The organism is Halomicrobium sp. HArcht1-1 (genome assembly GCF_058933285.1).
The window spans coordinates 77,986-96,203 of the sequence record NZ_JBZYDL010000004.1 but is presented as its reverse complement, the minus strand read 5'-3'; the positions used below and the strand labels follow the sequence as shown (position 1 = coordinate 96,203).

Here is an 18,218-nt window from a genome sequence, read left to right as displayed (position 1 = left end):
GACGGCCCGTCGGACGCTACGCGAGCGTCGCGAGGATCGAATCGAAGACCGTCTGTTCGGCTTTCCGGAGGTGCTGGTGGAACGTCGGTGCAGCCACGTCGAGCGACTCGGCGACCTCCTCGCCGGAGGCGTCGCGGGGCCACTCGAAGAACCCGGCGTGATACGCTGCTCGCAGGGCCGCGAGCTGCCGGTCGGTCAACGCCTCGGAGAGATCGAGGACCGCCTGCTTCGTGATCCCGCTGTCGCGTGTCGTCTGTCGGCGCAACACCATCTCGGCGTCGGGGTACGCCCCTCGAACGGTGTCGAGGACCTGCCTGACGCCGTCGCCCGGCGGCACCTGGACCGTCATGTGGTAGTGGCCGTCCTCCAGGACGGCTTCGACGATGGTCCCCCCGACCGAGGCGACGGTCGAGAGGACCGGCGGCTCCGTGAGCCTGATTTCGAAGCGTCGCTCGCCGTCGTCGCCGCCGCGAAACTCGACGCCGTCCCAGTTGGGAAGCCGATCGGCGATCTCCCCGATTCGCTGGCTTGCCTCCTCCGTGGCGGAGCCGTACATCACGTAGCTCCCGTCACCGACGGGGACAGTACCCGCGAGGCGGATCGTCCCGTCGACGGGGTCGACACCGAGCTCCGAGAACGGCTCCGGAATCTGAAAGCCCAGTTCGACCACGTCGTCACACATCAGCGCCCGTTTGCGTTCGATCGCCGCGATCGCGTGACCGACGACCCCACCGAGCTGGCCGAGAACGGCCCGCTCCTGGCCGGAGAAGGCGTTGGACCGTTCCGCGTAGACGTTGAGGACGCCGTAGGTTGTCCCGTCGTGTGTGATCGGAACGGCAGCCGACGAACGGAAGCCGTACTCGCGGGCTCGGTCCCGCCACGGCGCGTATTTGGGGTCGTTGGGGATGTCCTGACACGTCTGGACCGTCCCGGTACGGAACGCGCGACCGGTCGGGCCACAGCCGTGCTCGTCTTCGGCGTCGACGGTGATCGACACGTCGTCCAGGTAGTTCTCGACGCCGGCCTCGGCCTCCAGCTCGACGGTCTGTGTGCGGTGGTCGACCGAACCGATCCAGGCGAACTCGTAGGACTCGGTCGCGGTCAGGCGCTCACACACCACCGTTTCGATCTCCTCGCGGCTCGACTGGTCGATGAGCGAGTCGCTGATCTGACCGACGACCTCGTTGAGACCGACCAGCGCGGCCAGTTGCTCGCGCTGGTCGACCAGCACCTGTTCGTCGCGGTGGCGTTCGATCGCCGTCGCGAGGATGGTCGCGATCGACTGGACGAAGCTCGCGTCGTGCGGGGAGAACTGCTTGGGAGACCGATCGTGCGTGCCGAGAATCCCCCACGGATCGTCCGAGGGACCGACGACGACGCTGATACCGGCGCGCACGTCGTGGTTCGCCAGGAGGGCTGGGCCGGAGAATCGCGTCTCGGCGTCGAAGTCCGTCACGACGACTGGCTCCTCCGTCCGGAGCGTGTAGGCCGCCTGCGAATCCGACTCCGTGGCAGACACCGTCGCCGTGCCCACGATGCCGTCGTCCCAGCCGACGCCCTGCCGTAACAGGAGCTCGGTGCCCCCGTCGTCGAGTTCCAGGACCTTGCAGTAGTCGTTGTCGAGACCGTCGGCGACGGCGGTGGCCGCGTCCGCCATCAGGGTATCGAGGTCGCGGTCCTCCAGTGCGGCCTGGCCGAGCCTCGTCACGATCGCTTGCTGTCGGACGCGGCGTTGCAGGTCGCGTTCGTGTCTGACCCGGTCCCACGCCGCCGCCGCGTTCGCCGCCAGCAGTTCGAGGAGCTGTCGGGTGTCCGCATCGAGCGGCTCGGGGCTCCCGACGACGAGGAGGCCGTGGCCGCCCAGCGAGACGAGCGAGCCGATCTGTCCCCCTGCGCCTTCGGACTCCGTCTGGGCGGACGAGAGGTCGGCCAGCGTCTCGTCGTACCGCGCCGCGCCGCGCTCGAAGACTCGGCCGGCCAGCGAGCTGTCGTCGGCGGGCACTGCGGTGAACGTGACGCCCTCGAACGCGCCCTCGATCGACTCCTCGACCGGGACGAGCTGGCCGGTCACCTCGTCAGACGCGTAGACGGCACAGAGTGGCAGGTCGAACACCGCCGTCACCGTCCGTGCGAGGACGCCGCTGACACGGGCTTCGGACTCGGCCGTGAGGAGGTCACGAGAGGCCTGGTTCAGGGCAGTCAATCGCTCTTCGAACAGCTTACGCTCGGTTACGTCACGGAAGTACACCGAGAGACCGGTCTCGGAAGGGTACGCAGTGACTTCGAACCACGTCGCTAGGGGTGGAAAGTACTCCTCGAACGAGACGGACTCCTGTGTCTCGACCGCTCGCCAGTACTGGTCCCGAAAGGTCGAATCGGCGGCCGCGGGGAACTCGTCCCAGATGGTGGCACCGAGCAGTTCGCCGACGGATCGATCGAGCACCGTCGCCGCTCGCTCGTTGACGTGTGTGAAACGCCACTCCTCGTCGAGCGCGAAGAACGCGTCGTCGACCCTGTCGAACACCTCGGAGAGCTCTTCGTCCAGTCGCTCGCGCTGGCGTTCGAGCTGTCGTTCAGTCGCCTTGCGCTCGGAGATGTCGCGACCGATGCCGGTGACACCGACGACCGTTCCCCGTTCGTCGGTCAGTGGCGTCCCGCTGAACTCGTAGGGGATCGTCTCGCCGTCGGCCGTCACCAGCGGCGCTTCGGTGGTGGCCGACTCGCCGTCGAACACGCGGGCGAGCGCCCCGACGACTCGCTCGGCCGCCCCGTCGGCGACGAAGTCGATCGGGCCCATCTCGCTGACCGCCGCGGGATCGTAGCCCGTGACCGCCTCCAGCGTCTCGTTCCACCGCAACAGCCGTCCCTCGGTGTCGAACGCGTAGACGATATCGCGCTGGTTGTCGAGGATGCTCTCGGTAAACGCCGTCTCCTCTCGGAGACGCCGCTCGTACTCGCGGCGTTCGGTCATGTCACGGGTGACCTTCGTAAAGCCCGTGAGGGCTCCGGCGTCGTCTCGCAGCGCTGTGATCGTGACGTTCGCCCAGAAGCGGGTCCCGTCCTGGCGGACCCGCCACCCCTCGTCTTCGATCCAGCCCTCGGTCACAGCGGCGGCGAGGTTTCGCTCGGGGACCGCCGCTTCCCGATCGGACTCGGTGTAGAACCGGGAGAAGTGTTCCCCGACGATGTCGTCGGCTGCGTACCCCTTCAGTCGCTCTGCGCCCGCGTTCCAGCTCTGGACTCGGCCCGATTCGTCGAGCCTGAAGATCGCGTACTCCTCGACCGCCGCGACCAGAGAGGAGAACTGACGGTCCGCCGACTCCCGTGTCTCCGCAGTGGGACGCCACCAGATCCGTTCCTCGGCACCGATGGCCTTCGTTTCGAGGGCGTCGCGTTCGACGAGTCGATGCAGGCGTTCGCACGTCGTCGACCGGTCGGTGTCGACCTCGTTCAGGATTTCTGTCGTCGTGAGCGGGGTTCCCGGCGGCTGCGAATCGAACAGTGTGAGGAGAGCCCGGCGACTATCGAAGCGGCTGCGTTCGTCCATTGTTGAGTTCCTGACGACCCAAGTACATGAACCTGCGGTTCCCGAACACAACCGTCCCGCCAGCGGTCGGACGACCGCCCAATTCGCGCTCGAAGCGACCGAGCTTCTTTCCGTCCCCGCGATCAACGCGAAGTATGAGCCCGAGCCGCGAATCCGGCGTCGAGGTCGCGAGCGACGAACGAGAGACCGGTATCCGCCCGGGTCCCGATCTCGACGCGGTGGTGGCACGGGTCACCGGTCGCGGGAGGATTCTCTCGCGGGCCGAGGCCGAGCGGGCGGCCGGGCGAGCACGCCGCGTCGGCCACCTGCTTGACGACGCCATCGAGATCCCGTGGGTGGGGTACCGGATCGGCCTCGACCCGCTCATCGGCATCGCGCCGGTCGCGGGCGACGCCGTCGCAGCCGCCGCGTCGCTGTACATCGTCTTCGAAGGATTCCGTGTCGGCGTCCCGCTCCGGACGCTGGCGGCGATGCTCCTCTTTGTCGCACTGGATTTCCTCGTCGGGTCGGTCCCCGTCCTCGGGCCGATCGTCGACGCGACACTGAAGGTCAACGATCGAAACGCCACGGCACTCGAATCGTACGTCGACACCGCCTTCACGGAGTGAACGGCGCACCAAAGGATACGCTGGACCCGTCGTCTCGCTCAGAGCTGACACCCAGGACGGGCGAGGGACCGATCAGTCGTCGTTCGTGACGGTCCGCCCGTCAGCGCCGTCACCGGCGATGGGTGATCGGATCGGTGAACTGCCGCAGTCGACGCAGTAGAACCCGCCGTCGACGGTCTCGACGACTGGTGCGTTACAGGGGATACACTTGAGGTGAGCGCTTCTCACCGAGCGTGGATATCGCGACATCGGTGTGCCCTGCGAACGGGGAACGAATAGGTATGCCGTCCGTTTCGACGGTTGATCTGGACTATCACGAACGCTCGCGTGATTACTCTGGGTAGGGCGTCGCTTCGAAGCTGCCCGTGGACGGCGATCGGCGGGATCGGTCCCACAGCGCGTGGCCCACCCCGGCATCGGACCGCGGACCGCGGTTACAGTGACTGGTCCTCGTCACCATCGCCGTCGATATCGCCGCCGGCCGACTCGGCGGAGCCACCTCTGTCGGAGTAGTCCTCGCGACCGACGGCCTCGGAGCCGACCATGGTGAGGACCGCCTGGCGGACGGCGTCCGCCGAGTCGTACTCGTGACGCTCTGCTCCGTCGGTCTCCGTCTCCTGATCCCCGAGAATCGACTGGAGCGTCTCCGTGCCGCCGGACAACTCGATCTCGGCGTCGCCGTACTCCGCGAGCACGGCCTCTCTGGTCACCGGGTACTCCATTCCCCGGAGTTCGTCTGTCAGTTGGCCGAAGTCGACGCCCATCTCTCGCGAGTCGGTGGCGGCGTCACTGTCGCCGCTGGACTGGTCGTTCGCCATACCCCAGCTACGCGGACCAGCCACAAGGGCGTTGTGCAGCGCCTGCCACGTGGCCGAAACGGACGGCTCGTCTGTGACGGTGATCGCCACCTCGGAGAGAGTGGCCCGCGTCGCGGTGCCGGGCGGTATCAGCCGTCGAGGACCGCCGCCGCGTCGTCTCGGGGTCGGTAGTCGAGTCGCTGCATCGTCTCTGTCAGCGAGAGGGTGCGGTCGGCGTTGCGGGAGATGCCGTGGGCCACGACCGGAGACCGCTCGATCGAGTGCTCGGCGGCGGCACGGAACAGCGCCCGGCAATCACGCGGGCTGAGCCACATCGCGCGAGCGAAGCGGTGGCGGGCCTCGGCGTCGTCGGCCGTCGCGCGCAACTCGGTCTCGTCCATCAGCCACCCCACACGGACCACGACGACCGCCAGGTCGTAGCGGTCGGCGTAGAACCGGCACAAGCCCTCGATCGCGACCTTGGCGACGCCGTAGTACGAGTCCGGCCGCGGCGGCGTCTCGGGCCGGATCGTCGTCGATGGCCGCTCGACCGTGGCCTCGAACTCTGTGGGGTCGTCGCGGTTGTACATGCCGAACGCGTGGGCAGAACTCGCCACCACGACCCGGTCGAGATCGCAGGCGAGGGCAGCCGCGAGTGCGTTGTCCGCCATCCGGACGTTCGCCTCGTCGCCCTCGTCCCACGCGTCCCGGTCGGCTGGGCTCCAGGCCAGGTGGACGAGTACGTCCGAACCCGTGATGGCCTCCTCGAACGCGGCCCGGTCCGTGGCGTCGAGCAGTTCGCCGTCGAGGTCGTCGTGTTCGCCGTGGGTGAGCAGCGTCCGCTCGGCCGCGTCGAACGCCTCGGCGACGACGCGGCCGACCCGACCGGCACCACCGGTGATCGCGATTTGCATACACCAGAGTGGGAAGACGGTGCCTTTGTAATATAGTAGCCACTGAAAATCACTGCACACCCGATCGCACGACGGAAGTGCAGTCGGTGTGTCAATCGTTTCAATCGGTCTCGTCTGAGAGCGAGAGCGCAGGGAACGGGATCGCCCGGACAGCCGACTGCGTCTGGACGGACCGTCGCCGGCCGAGAGCGCGACTCTCGTCCGACAGCCACGGGACGAACGAGGCTGTACCGACGTGTACCCCGCGACAGTCGCCGTAAGCCCTGCATACTCTTGCCCTCGGGCGAACAGGTCGGCCCATGACCGACGTATCCGGAGTCGTCACACTCCGCGACGGAGACTGGCACGACGCGTTCGAACGACTCGACGAGCGCGGTGGCGGCGTGCTCTGGGTGCCGCCGGGAACGCACGACTGCGAACCGACGACGGTCGATCTCGCCGACTACGAGGCGGTGGGGGACGACTTCGCGATCCGCGGTGGCGGAGTCGGCACGAGCGTCCTGGATCTCGGGGACGGCGACGGCGACGGGTTCGCGATCGTCGACGGCGACGGGAGCGATCTCTTTTACGTCGAGATCACCGGCGTCGGGTTTCAGGGCGACCGCGACGGCGTCCTCTTCCGTCTGGGCCGGGACGACTTCGCGGACGCGTACAACAGCTGCACGCTGTCGATCGCGACGAACAACGGCTCATCGACTGCGACGGCGGCCTGTCGGCTCAACCACGTCCTCAACACCGACCACTTCGGCGTCCACAACACGGTCGGCGGGACGGCACTGGACCTCCGACAGTTCCAGTTCGGGGGGCTCAGAGGGTCGACGAGCAGCCGACAGGGCCAGTCACTCCGGCTCTCCGGCTACTCGATGGCGAACGTCGTCGAGTGGCTCAACGTCGAGGCCTGCGAGGACGGCGTCAGACTGGTCGGCGACGACTGCGGGATCAACCGTTTCGGGATGCTCTACGGCGCGAACGTCGCTGGAACGCTGTGGCGTCACGACGCAACGGTCACGACACGTCTCGACGCGGCCTACGTCGGTGGCACCGTCGACACCGTCGGCGAAACGACCGCCGGAGACGTGTCCGTGGGGATCACGAACGTGGACGCGAGAGCGTTCCGCCGCGTCTGAGCCCGATAAGCCGCTGCTAACTAATTGCCTCCGTCGGTTGCTACCGACAATGAGACGAACAGACGATCGTGTCACACACCACGTCGTATCGCGGGACGGAGCCAACACATGAGCGCACCCACCGAGCAGGCCCGCGGACAGTACGAGATCGGCGTCCAGAGTTTCACGTATCGGGAGTTCGACGTGCCCGCGATCCGGGACGAACTCTCGAACACCGGCGTCTCCGCCGTCGAGCTGTGCGACGTACACGTTCGGCCCGACGCCGACACCGCCGCGATCGACCGGGTCCGCGACACCCTCGCCGACGCCGGCCTCGGCGTCTGCGGGTACGGCGTCGTCTCCTTCGAGGCCGAGTCGGCAGCGCAGATCCGGGCGACGTTCGAGCTGGTCGACCGGCTCGGGGGCGACTACTGTTCGCTGGAGTTCCCGCCCGAAGACGCGGCGATCCGCGACCGCCTGCTCTCGGTCGCCGCGGAGTTCGACCTGGATCTGGCGATCCACAACCACGGTCCCGACGCGACGTACGCGACCGTCGACGACGTGGCCAGCGTCCTCGACGCCGCCGACGACCCGCGCCTGGGGGCCTGTGTCGACACCGGCCACTTCTTCCGGTCGGGCGAGGAGCCAAGCGAGGTCATCTCGCGGCTGGGCGACCGGGTGCTGGCGCTGCACCTGAAGGACTTCGTCGACGAGGAGACGGAGGCGGTCGCGGGGACCGGACAGCTCGACGTGGCGGCGCTGCTCGACCTGCTCGATGCGGAGACGGCGTTCGACCGACCGCTCGTGATCGAGTACGAAGCCGACGGGGAGAATCCGACGCCGGCCGTCGAGCAGACGGTCACGACGGTCCGCGATGCGATGGAGTGACGACGCCTAGTCGTCGCCGGGAGCCGACGGCGAGAGCTTGCCGGCGTCGACCATCGACTCCAGGGGGTTGTCGTCGATCTCGAGGGGGAGTTCGACCCGGCCGCGACGGCGGGCGGACTCGTAGCCGGCGAAGATGATCTCCGTGGCCGTGAGTGCGTTCTCCGCACAGAGTTCGGAAGTCCGACCCTCCGACTGGGCCTGGACTACGTCGGCGATTGCGAGGTCGATCGCGGTCGCCTCCCCAGGCACCATCTCCTCGAAGGTCTGCTCCTCGCAGTCGTCGGGATCGGTGCTGTACACCTCGACGGCGAGCCTGTCCGTCAGGTGAACGTCCATGAAGCCGTCGCTGCCGACGAGTCGCCAGTCGCCCTCGGCGACGTCCTCGGCCGGCCCCGTCGCGGCCATGCCGAAGACGCCGTTGTCGTACTCCCAGCAGGCGAGCACCTGGTTCTCGTTGTGTGTGCCGAAGCGAACGTCCTCCTCGGTGTAGTCCAGCTGGCCGATGACCCACGACGCGGGCTGCTCGTCGTTGAAGTAGTTGCACATGTCGACCGCGTGGGTGCCGTTGTCGTAGAAGTTCCCCCAGCTGTACTCGATCCGGCGCAGGTCGCCGATGGCACCGGCATCGAGTTTGCGCTTGGCGGCGCGAAACGGTGCGCCGAAGCGGCGCATGTGGTTGAACGTCAGTGCCACGTCCTCTTGCTCGCAGACGCGAGCCATCCGCCGGGCACCGCCCCACGTCAGAGCCATGGGTTTCTCGCAGTGGATCGCGTCGACGCCGCAGCTCCGGGCGGTGCCGACGACGAGGTCCGCGTGGGTCGCGGGCGGGGTACAGATACTCACGATGTCGGGCTCGACCGCGGCCAGCATCGCCTCGTAGTCCTCGAAGACGCCGTCGGCCGGCACGTCGTACTCGTCCGCGAACGCCTCGGCGTTCTCACGGACGATGTCGGCCGCGCCGACGAGACGACAGTTGTCGAGTTCGCGGTAGGCCGCCGCGTGGCGGTACGCCATGGCGAATCCGTCGACCGACGGCTCGTCGGGGTCTGCACCCGTGCCGACGAACGCAACGTCGAACTCGGCCATCGTCACAGACCACCCCGTCGAACGGTCGTCGCGAACGGGTGTATCTGTCGACTGAAGCAGTGCTTACCAGTGAGGGTCGGCTTCGGTTGGGTCCTCATACCTCCGTTAAGAGAAGTTTGACGTATATGCCTTCTTACAGGTTGTCTGTAGATGCGTGTCCGCTACCTTCGAGTGTGTACCACTCTCGGCCGGGAAGCGTACCGCTCCGTATAGAGGCGATGCCCGACTCGTTCACCGCCCGTCCCGTCGAGGAGACGCCGGTAAGTACCGATTACGCGCCCCAGACTGTCGGTTGTCCGTCGGAGACGTGCATCGACGTACGGCGGCTCCGATGGTAGTGGTCGACTTATCGGGATCGTACACCCACGTATCCTCGAACCGCCGTCCCGTGGTCGCTGGGTGCCCAAACTCCGCTCTCCGGTATGGGTAAGGCCGAGACACTCTGTGAACGGTACTAACTACAATAAGTGTGGCACGTCAGATTCAGATACCGCAGCCCGGACATCGGGATCTGACCAGACGCTTCTGGGTTCAGTCCTGCCGGTCCGGGTCAGTGGCATCTCCGCACCATGAGCAATACGCATACATCTGGAAACGCGAAGACGGCAGACCCGGAGTCGACACCCTCAACGGACGTGAGCGTCACGATGGTCACCACGCCCGGAGACGGCTCGTGCGGTATCGGCACGTACGCACGTGACCTGTTGGACGGAATCGACTCGATCGACGCCGATTCCGTCCACATCTCACAGGCGGACCGATCGATCGGTCAGTTCCTCTCGCTGGCCGTCCGGGCCGTCCGCGGGACGGGCGACGTCGTCCACGTCCAGCACGAGTACGGCCTGTTCAGGCGGGAGGGAAGCAAGTACGACGGGATCATGGGACTGGTCTTTTTCCCCGTGTTGTTCCTGCTCGCGCGACTGCGGTCGAAACGGGTCGTCGTCACGATGCACTCCGTCCTGAAACCGAGTCCCGACGAATCTCCGCTGTCGGTCCGGCTGTATCTGATCTTGCTGCACAAGCTTCTGGCAGTGGGTACCAGTCACCTGATCTTCCTATCGCCGGACTGTGCCTCGAAGTTCCGAGCCGACATCGCTCTCGGCGACGCCGAGCACAGCGTCCTCTCACACGGCGTCAACACCGACGTACCGGGGGTGTCGAACACGGCCGAGGCCAAACGCGCGCTCGGCTTCGCTCCCGACGACGACGTCGTAGCGATTCCGGGCTTCGTCCGGCCGCCGAAGGGCCACGACATCTTCATCGAGCTGGCGCGCGCGCTGCCCGACTACGAGTTCGTGATCGCGGGCGGCGCACGGCCGAAAGGCGCGGACTTCGAGTTCGCCGAGCGGATCCGCGAGGACGCACCGGAGAACGTGACTGTCACGGGCGTGCTCGACGACGAAGCGTACTGGACTGCGCTGGCCGCCCCCGACCTCGCCGTCCTCCCCTACCGCGTCGTCACCCAGAGCGGGACGTTCAACTCCTGTGCGAGCCAGGAACTGCCCGTGCTGGCCAACGACGTGGAGTACTTCCGGCGCATCGAGGCCAAGTGGGGAGCCCCTGCGACGGTCGACGCCGAGGACACGTCCGCACTCGTCGAGCGGGTCCGGTCGTTGCTCGAAGACGACACGGCCCGCGAGCAGTTGGGGGAACGCATGGCCCAGTACAAGAGCGCCAACAGCTTCGAACGGGTCGGTACTCAGCACCGTCACATCTACCACCACGTCGACAGCCAGACGGTCGACGCGCTCGGCGACCCGACCGCAGAGTCCGAATCTACCCGGTCCGGACCGCTCCTCGGGGCCTGTAGCGCCGCCCGCGGGACGCCGTCCGACGACTGATACGCTGGCTGCTCTATGTTCACCATCACACCGGGGTGACGCCAGTCGTCACAGACCGAGCCGACAGCATCAGGCGTCGATCTTTTCGGCGATCTGCTCCGCCTGCTCCCGCGCCAGTGATTCCTCTCCGTCGACGAGAACGCTCTGGACCGTCCACTCTTCGCACCCACGCTCCTTCCCGATGCGGACGCGGGCACTCGACGAGACCGACCACGCGACCCACTGGGCCCAGTTGGGCTCTCTGACCGTCTGGAACGCGTCTGGATCGCGAAACTGTACGTGGACGTACTCGTCTTCCCGTTCGACGATCTGTGCCATACCTGCTCTCTCGGCCCGAGCAGCAAAACCGGTCTGCAGGCACTTGCAAGCGATTCAAGGCGTGACACGCCGGACAGACACGTGGACCGTCACCGAGGTCGTCGACCCCATCGCAGAGGGACGCCGACCCGAGGGGAGCGCCCGACCTCGTTACGCGTTCGCCATCCGCCGACAGCTCTCGGCACACGTCTGCACGACGTCACGACAGACCTGACAGTGATCGGCGTCGTGTGTCTCACACTCCTGGGCACACGCTTCACAGACCTCGGCGCAGATCGCTGCGAGATCGGTGCTGTAGGTCGACCCCCGTGCCACGAGGCGAGCGTGCAGCGACGCGATGTCGGCCACGTCACGGCACAGTCGGGCACACTCCTCCATCTCCGACTCCCCGAGACACTCGTCTGCACACCATTCACACACCTCGGCCGCCTCGTTGCAGTGTTCGATGCATTCGCGCTGTTCGTCGCTGAGGGTTTCGATCTTCGAGACCGTTTCTGTGAGAGACATTCCCGTGCGTCCTTCGACCGGAGGGTGAGAAATGGTTGGGCCTGCCATCGCAAGGAGCACTCGCTGGCCACACGCCGTCGGTCATCAGCCACGGCGTCGCCCGATCGGGTGTCGGGCCTCGTTCCACCAGGTACCGCATTCGCGCTTCACCGACGGCGTCGGGGTACGTCAATGTGGTCGTGATTATTGGAGTAATCACGCACAGGTGTATATTCACCCGAAATGCCGAATTCCCGCAGTAGCAGTTCCGAGACTCCACAGCCCCAGTCTATAAATCGCATAAAGCTATATAGAGTTCAGCATGGGGAGATGTGCTACTTCGGAGGATAGTGCTCTGTTCATCCACAGACGACAGGAAATGGTGTCGCTCCGAAGATAGAATCAGTGTAGAGAGAGTAACGCCGGCGATTCACTCACTACGGACACGCACAACGCGCAGTTGAACACGGTCTCTACGGGCAACGGTTGATTGCCGAGACGACGTTTTCGGCCATCAAACACCGATTCGGTCCGCTGTCTGGCCAGCCGCGTGTACCGCGAATTTAGAGAACTGGGCTGACCGTCGCCGTCCACACCCCTCGAACAAGCTATCAGAGAGTGATCGCTCGCCCTCTGTCGAATCAGAGACGACGGGACAGGACTCTAGAAGTCCCCGTTGATGATGTCTGCGACGCGTTGACGGTCAAATAGTTCCGTGTCGCCCGTCACGTCCCCGAACACGTCGGGGTAAATCTGTTTCGCGGCCCGTTCGGTCAGAAACAGGTTGTGGATCGGCCCTTGATGGAGGTATCCGCCGCGGTAGACGCGACCGTTCTGGACGGCCGTCAGTTGGCTTCCAACCGGATGGTCTTCCATGTACGCGAGGACGGTGTCCCGGAACTCTGCCGCCGACATCTCGGCAAAGTTTCGGAACAAGATCACGTCCGGGTCCAGCTCGAGCAGCCCCTCGTAGTCGAGATCCGTGTTCTCGGTGGTACTCTGATTCTCGATGTCTGTCCCGCCGAGAGCGTCGTTCACGCCGAGGTCACGCCACTGCTTCTTGCTCGTTCCCCTATCATTGAGCCGGTACGGTGTGAACTCGTCGGGTTCCTCCGTGACGCCGTATGTGAGGAAAACGTTCGGTCGCTCATCGGCTGCTGGGAGTTGGGTCTGTATGTCTGCAATGAACTCGTCGTGGAGTCGCTTGAACGCCTCGTAGCGTTGTTGTTCTTGGAACACTTGGGCGACCTTTTCGAAAGCCTCGTACAACGTATAGTACCGATAGTCGTGCCAACTGTCCGATCGGCGGAAAATCAAGTTGCCGACGAAGGGGGCGACGTTCGTGGAAATTTTCCTCGATGTCCGACTCGTCCCAGTCGAACCAATTGATGAGCATGTATGGGTCATATAAGTGGACATCATTATCGAGCTCGTAGAACTCTTCTTTTGTCCGAACTTCTGGAGAACTTTCAATGGGATCGGTATCGACCGCCACACCTGGCAACTCGTCGGACAGGTGTGTATAGTATCGATCAGCCCCACCGATACCGTCGGCTTGGCCCAATGCGACCCCCAGATCTGCGTAGCTGCCATCGTAGGCAATCCACCGTTCGGGGACCGAGTCGAACTCGACGGTGCCCGTCGGTTCCATCGTTACAGAATAGCTTAGTGGATTCAGTAGATGTCTCGGTCGACTCTTCAGTCGTATCGTTAGTCGGAGTTGATTCAGAGTCAGAATCGGACAATCCCGCACAACCCCCATCAATCCGCTACCTGTAACAGCACCGCCGTACTTGAGCACATCTCGCCGCGTCGGTGTCTTCTGAGAGTTATAGCTGCCGGCCATATATTTTAGGCCCACCTAATTCTACTTAACAGTGGTGTTTTAGGTTAGCCTAAATATTGTGCCGGGTGGATGTTCTATTTAGGTCTCAGAGACGATCTCCAGAGTGTCTATACGATTCGGACGGGTGGCTCTCTGTATGCCCTCCCGCCGTTCGTTTCTCGCCACTGGTGGTGTGCTCTTGGCGGGGCACCTCGCTGGCTGCTCGGAGACGACGCCGTCAGAAACGCCGAAGAGGATGCGATGGACCGCGTCAGCTCCCAGGCCGGTGTTGCTCACCCTTCGATGCGGATTCGCCCATGTCGATACTGCCCATCTCGGGAGTCGCTTCCTCGCCGAAGGCCGTCTGGAGCTTCCCGAGCACGACGGCGATGACGTAAATCGCGACCGCGACGAGGACGATAACGCCCCCGGCAGTCGCCTCACCGTAGTACGACGCTCCGATGCCGAGAATAACTGCCAGTTCGGCAAGCACGACCGAGATCAGGAGGGATTCGTTGAAACTCCGTGCGACCTGGCTCGCGCCAGCGACGGGGACGACGAGCATCGCCGCGACCAGGATGACGCCCATGATCTGCATCGCGCCGACGACGACCATCGCAGTCAGCATCACCGTGATGCGGTTGTACCAGCTCACCGAGAGACCCGACACCGCAGCGGCCGTCTCGTCGAAGGTGACGTACAGTAGCTGGTTGCGTGTGAGCCCGATCACGCCGATGATGATGCCAAACAGCGCCAGCAGTATCGCCGCACTCTCGTTCGAGACGGTAGAGAGATTGCCGAAGAGGAACTGATTCACGCCGACAGCGAGCCCGCCTGCGTTGATGCTGATCAGTGTCGTCCCCAGCGCGAAGCCCGTCGAGAGCACGATCGCCATCGAGACGTCGTTGTAGGCGTCCGTCGCCTCCGAGATGAGCTCGATGAGCAGGGCTGCGATCATCGCAACGACGACGGCCGTCAGATACGGCGAGACCCCCAGGTCGATGACGGCGTTCAGGAACAGGCCAATCGCGACGCCAGCGAAGCCCGTGTGGGCGAGTGCGTCACCGATGAGCGCGAGCTGGCGGTGGACGAGGAACGTCCCGATCAGCGGTGCCATCACGCCGATACAGAGACCGACCAGAATCGCCCGGTGCATGAAGCCGTACTGGAGGATTTCGAGGCCGGTCTGTCCGGCGAGCCACGACATAATCTCCGACCAGTACGCCAGAAACCAGTACAGTGGCCCGAGCACAGAGTCCAGCAGTCCCGTTTGAAGCGAAAGAGCAGCGAGGAGGGTCATCGAGAACCACCCAGCAGGTTCGCCGTGGTGCCGAACGCGCGAGCAAGGGAATCACTCTCGACGAACTCACTGGCCGGTCCGTCGAAGTAGATCTCCCGGTTGAGACAGACGACGCGTTCGGCGTGTTCGGTGACCGCACCGAGGTCGTGCTCGATGAGCAAGACCGTGATACCGTTGCCGTGCAGCGAATCCAGGAGGTCGTAGAACGCCTCGACGGACTCCATGTCGACGCCGACGGTCGGCTCGTCGAGCACGAGCAGGTCGGCCTCACCGGCGAGCGCGCGGGCGATGAATGCCCGCTGGCGCTGACCGCCCGACAGCTGTGTGACGCGGCGATCGGCGAACGCCGTCATGCCGACGGTCGCAAGCGCCTCGTCTACGATGTCCCAGTCCGCACCCGAGAGCCGACCGAAGCCGACGTGTGGGAACCGACCCATCTTCACGACTTCGCGGACGGTGATCGGCATCTCTTTCGAGGCACTGGCGTGTTGGGCGACGTAGCCGAGACGGGAGCCGTCGTCGAACTCGTGGGAGGGCTCGCCAAAGAGCCGAGCGATGCCCTCGTCAGGTCGAAGCAGCCCCAGCAGCAACTTCATCAGCGTCGACTTGCCCGACCCGTTCGGACCCACCACCGCAACGTACTCACCGGGGTCGATCCGAAGCGAGATGTCCTCGACGACCGGGGTAGACGTGTACCCGAAGTCGACGCCGGACAGTTCGACGATCGGCTCGGTACTGTTGGCCGACTCTACGCTCGTGGTGTTCTCGGGATTGTGTGTGCTCATTGGACGATCACTCGAAGTTCAGCCACTCGTCGGCCCAGCCGTCGGGTCCGGCTTCCTCGGGTCGTTTGTTGCCGAGGACGACCTCGAACGTGGGCATGTTGATGTTGTAAGCGATCTCCTCGTAGCCCCAGTCGTTCTCGACCCAGTCCTCTCGGACCCCCGCGTAGGGGGTGACGGGGAGATAGCCAGTAACCCGTGTTTCCTCGAGCAGTTGCTTCGCGGGCTTCCGTGACTCGAAGACACCGTTGGCGATGTAGTCGATGTCGTTTTCCTGGATGACCGTCTTCGCCTCGGCGATGTCAGAGGGTTTGACGTCGCCACTGGCTGCGAGGTTCGTGACGAGGGGGACCATCTCGGCGTCGTACGTGACGCCGATGTACTGGAAGGCGTTGTGCGCCGCGAGTTGCACGACGTTTCGGTCGGCGGCATCGAAGATGGCCCGGTAGTCCCGGTCGATCCGTTCGAGGGTGTCAGAGTTGTACGTCTCGGCGTTTTTCCGGAGCGTCTGTGCGTGTTCGGGCGCGAGTCGTGCGAGCCCGTCGGCGATGTTGTCGACCGATTGCTTCGCGCGGTCGGGATCGAGCCAGAAGTGTGGGTCCTTCCCCTGTTGCTTTCCGACCCCCTCTTCGTCGGGATCCAGCGTCGCGGCGAGATCGACCATTTCGACGCCCTCACGGACGTTGATCAACTGTGTGTCGACGTCGTCGTCTTCGAGTGTCTGAATCGCGCGGTCGGCCCACGGCTGGAATCCCGGCCCGACGTGGAGAAACGCGTCCGCTTCGATGATATCTTTCGTGACGCTCGCATTCGGCTCCCACCCGTGACCGTGCAATCCGGTCGGAACGAGATTTTCCACCTGGATTGGCGTCCCGTCGACGATGTTCCGTGCGAAGTCGTAGAAGCTGAAGAAGGAAGCGACTGCAACGGTGGGTCCGTCTCCGTTCGCGCCGTCCGCATCGTTCGTGGGTCTGGTATCGTTGCTACCGACACTGGTCGTACAGCCGGCGAGGCCGGTGGCGAGAAGTCCGGCACCGGCAGTGATGGCTCTTCGACGTGAGAAGCTGTGCTGCGTTCGCGACTGCGTCGTATCGTCCATCGTCGACTAGCTAGAGATTAGTCAAACTATATAATAGTATCTATCAAAGATAAAGATTAGACTAGTCTAATCCGTGGTCGTGGAGTCCGTCGCCGAGGTATCGCTGCCGGTGATACTGCGGTATCGTGTGGGAAACAGTGTGCTCACGACGACAGCTTCGAGGCATCCCTCGACCGGCATGACGAGCCCTCGAAGTGAGAGCCGGCCGCAACTGCCGACACACCCACAGACGTATCGCTGGGGCGGCTCGGCGAAGTACCGGAACGCTTTTACTATATTAGGCTGGCCTAAAAATCATGAGAGGCGACAGCAGCGGTGAGGAGCCACCGACACGACGTGAGTACATGAAGTACGGCGGCGCAGTCATCGGCGGAGGTTTGCTCGCCGGCTGTACGGGCGACAGCGGGTCCGGCGGTGACGGCGAGTCGACGGACGCCAGGGCCACGACCCCGGAAGCCACAGCGGCGGCGACAGAAACCGACGCCGACACCAGTTACTCGGTAACGATGGAGCCGATGGGCACCGTCGAGTTCGACGCACCGCCCGAGCGCTGGGTGAGCTATCTCAGTACGTACGGCGACATGGGCATCGCCCTGGGCAAAGCCGACAGCCTGCAGGGATTGTGGGACCCCGACGGAATGCCCGACGTGTTCTACGACGCGTTGCCTGGGGTCGACATCTCCTTCGAGGACGTCTCGCCGATCTCCGGTGACGGCGAGTTCGACAAGGAGATCTTCTACGAGCTAGACGCCGACGTACACCTACTCGATCCGAACTGGATCGGCGTGTTAGCCGACGACTGGGACGAGGACGACGCCGAAGAGATCGCCACCGGCGTCGATCCGTTCCTCGGGAACTACATCCGGCGGCGTGGCGACGACTGGCACGACTACCCGTACTACTCGCTGTACGAGGCCTTCGAGATCGTCGCGGACGCGTTCGACGAGCGAGAGCGCTACGAGGCGCTCGCGTCCGTCCACGACGACGTGCAGGCGACCATCGACGAGCGGCTGCCGCCGGCAGCGGAGCGACCGACCGTCGGTCTCGTATCGGTCAACTCGCAGTTCGAGAACGCCACGTTCTACGTCTATCCCGTCCAGGCGGGGAACAACCACAAGCAGTACCGCGACCTCGGGATGCGCGGAGCCTTCGACGACCACATCGAAGGAGGCTACGGCCAGTTCGACTACGAGCAACTGCTGGACGTCGATCCCGACGCGATCGTGTTCCAGTACGGCTTCTCACACGTCTCGACCGAGGAGTTCGAGTCCCGAATGGAGACAATGCGTGCGGATCCGGTCGGCAGCCAGTTGTCGGCGGTTCAAAACGACCGGCTGTATCGCGGCGGCACCGCGTACCAGGGGCCGATCGTCAACCTCTTCCAGACGGAGGCGGCGGCGAGACAGTTCTACCCCGAGGCGTTCGGCGAGTGGAACGGGATAGAGACACTTCGGGAGGACTCGCTCACGCTGTTCGATCGACAGCGGGTCGCAGACGTCATCGGCGGGGACTTCTGATACTACCGGCTGTAAATCTGTGACCGATTTTGCCACCCCGGGGCGGCGAAGATCGTCACGAAGTGACAGCCGGCAGTATGAGCGTACTCGGGACGGGCCGAGAG

The 18,218-nt window shown here is 64.6% G+C and carries 15 protein-coding genes and 1 pseudogene; 5 read left to right on the top strand and 11 right to left on the bottom strand.

Annotation, left to right across the window (positions count from 1 at the left end; all coding sequences use genetic code 11):
• Positions 1-16 precede the first annotated feature (16 nt).
• Complete coding sequence (locus AC5FRZ_RS16985; protein ID WP_493565210.1) at positions 17-3,547, bottom strand: PAS domain S-box protein; 3,531 nt, start codon at positions 3,545-3,547, stop codon at positions 17-19.
• Between the two features lie 134 nt (positions 3,548-3,681).
• Here AC5FRZ_RS16985 and AC5FRZ_RS16980 point away from each other — a divergent pair, with 134 nt between their 5' ends.
• Entirely contained in the window at positions 3,682-4,155 is a 474-nt protein-coding gene (locus AC5FRZ_RS16980; RefSeq protein WP_493565209.1) for a DUF4112 domain-containing protein, read from the top strand.
• Positions 4,156-4,227: 72 nt separating this feature from the next.
• Here AC5FRZ_RS16980 and AC5FRZ_RS16975 read toward each other — a convergent pair whose 3' ends face one another.
• From AC5FRZ_RS16975 to AC5FRZ_RS16965, 3 genes are all read right to left on the bottom strand, one after another.
• Positions 4,228-4,404, bottom strand: coding sequence for a hypothetical protein (locus AC5FRZ_RS16975; RefSeq protein WP_493565208.1), 177 nt, complete (start codon positions 4,402-4,404; stop codon positions 4,228-4,230).
• Positions 4,405-4,589: 185 nt separating this feature from the next.
• On the bottom strand, positions 4,590-4,973 hold the full coding sequence (locus AC5FRZ_RS16970) for a DUF5789 family protein (RefSeq protein ID WP_493565207.1): 384 nt from the start codon (positions 4,971-4,973) through the stop codon (positions 4,590-4,592).
• Between the two features lie 128 nt (positions 4,974-5,101).
• Positions 5,102-5,866 carry an NAD-dependent epimerase/dehydratase family protein gene (locus AC5FRZ_RS16965; RefSeq protein ID WP_372480922.1) on the bottom strand — a complete coding sequence of 255 codons (765 nt, stop codon included), beginning with the start codon at positions 5,864-5,866 and terminating at the stop codon, positions 5,102-5,104.
• 299 nt (positions 5,867-6,165) lie between these two features.
• Between AC5FRZ_RS16965 and AC5FRZ_RS16960 the strand changes: the two genes are divergently transcribed.
• Entirely contained in the window at positions 6,166-6,993 is an 828-nt protein-coding gene (locus AC5FRZ_RS16960; protein ID WP_493565206.1) for a hypothetical protein, read from the top strand.
• A 108-nt stretch (positions 6,994-7,101) separates the two neighbouring features.
• The gene (locus tag AC5FRZ_RS16955; protein WP_493565205.1) at positions 7,102-7,860 is read left to right on the top strand and encodes a sugar phosphate isomerase/epimerase family protein; all 759 of its coding nucleotides are present in this window, start codon (positions 7,102-7,104) and stop codon (positions 7,858-7,860) included.
• A gap of 6 nt (positions 7,861-7,866) precedes the next feature.
• On the opposite strand, the gene AC5FRZ_RS16950 is transcribed toward AC5FRZ_RS16955, so the two are convergent.
• Positions 7,867-8,946 (bottom strand): Gfo/Idh/MocA family protein, encoded by a 1,080-nt coding sequence (locus AC5FRZ_RS16950; protein ID WP_372480925.1) that lies wholly within the window; start codon positions 8,944-8,946, stop codon positions 7,867-7,869.
• A 647-nt stretch (positions 8,947-9,593) separates the two neighbouring features.
• On the opposite strand from AC5FRZ_RS16950, the gene AC5FRZ_RS16945 reads away from it, so the two are divergent.
• Positions 9,594-10,787: a glycosyltransferase gene (locus AC5FRZ_RS16945; RefSeq protein ID WP_493565204.1), complete on the top strand. Its 1,194-nt coding sequence runs from the start codon at positions 9,594-9,596 to the stop codon at positions 10,785-10,787.
• 69 nt (positions 10,788-10,856) lie between these two features.
• On the opposite strand, the gene AC5FRZ_RS16940 is transcribed toward AC5FRZ_RS16945, so the two are convergent.
• From AC5FRZ_RS16940 to AC5FRZ_RS16915, 6 genes and pseudogenes are all read right to left on the bottom strand, one after another.
• Positions 10,857-11,105: a hypothetical protein gene (locus tag AC5FRZ_RS16940; protein WP_208628535.1), complete on the bottom strand. Its 249-nt coding sequence runs from the start codon at positions 11,103-11,105 to the stop codon at positions 10,857-10,859.
• Between the two features lie 150 nt (positions 11,106-11,255).
• Entirely contained in the window at positions 11,256-11,612 is a 357-nt protein-coding gene (locus AC5FRZ_RS16935; protein WP_208628536.1) for a four-helix bundle copper-binding protein, read from the bottom strand.
• 642 nt (positions 11,613-12,254) lie between these two features.
• Positions 12,255-13,437: pseudogene (locus AC5FRZ_RS16930) on the bottom strand (ABC transporter substrate-binding protein).
• A gap of 250 nt (positions 13,438-13,687) precedes the next feature.
• Positions 13,688-14,716, bottom strand: coding sequence for a metal ABC transporter permease (locus AC5FRZ_RS16925; protein ID WP_493565203.1), 1,029 nt, complete (start codon positions 14,714-14,716; stop codon positions 13,688-13,690).
• Positions 14,713-15,501: a metal ABC transporter ATP-binding protein gene (locus tag AC5FRZ_RS16920; RefSeq protein ID WP_493565202.1), complete on the bottom strand. Its 789-nt coding sequence runs from the start codon at positions 15,499-15,501 to the stop codon at positions 14,713-14,715. The genes AC5FRZ_RS16925 and AC5FRZ_RS16920 overlap by 4 nt, the downstream gene beginning before the upstream one ends.
• 7 nt (positions 15,502-15,508) lie before the next feature.
• Positions 15,509-16,597 (bottom strand): metal ABC transporter substrate-binding protein, encoded by a 1,089-nt coding sequence (locus AC5FRZ_RS16915; protein WP_170095387.1) that lies wholly within the window; start codon positions 16,595-16,597, stop codon positions 15,509-15,511.
• A gap of 296 nt (positions 16,598-16,893) precedes the next feature.
• Between AC5FRZ_RS16915 and AC5FRZ_RS16910 the strand changes: the two genes are divergently transcribed.
• The gene (locus AC5FRZ_RS16910) at positions 16,894-18,114 is read left to right on the top strand and encodes an ABC transporter substrate-binding protein (RefSeq protein ID WP_493565201.1); all 1,221 of its coding nucleotides are present in this window, start codon (positions 16,894-16,896) and stop codon (positions 18,112-18,114) included.
• Positions 18,115-18,218: the final 104 nt, after the last annotated feature.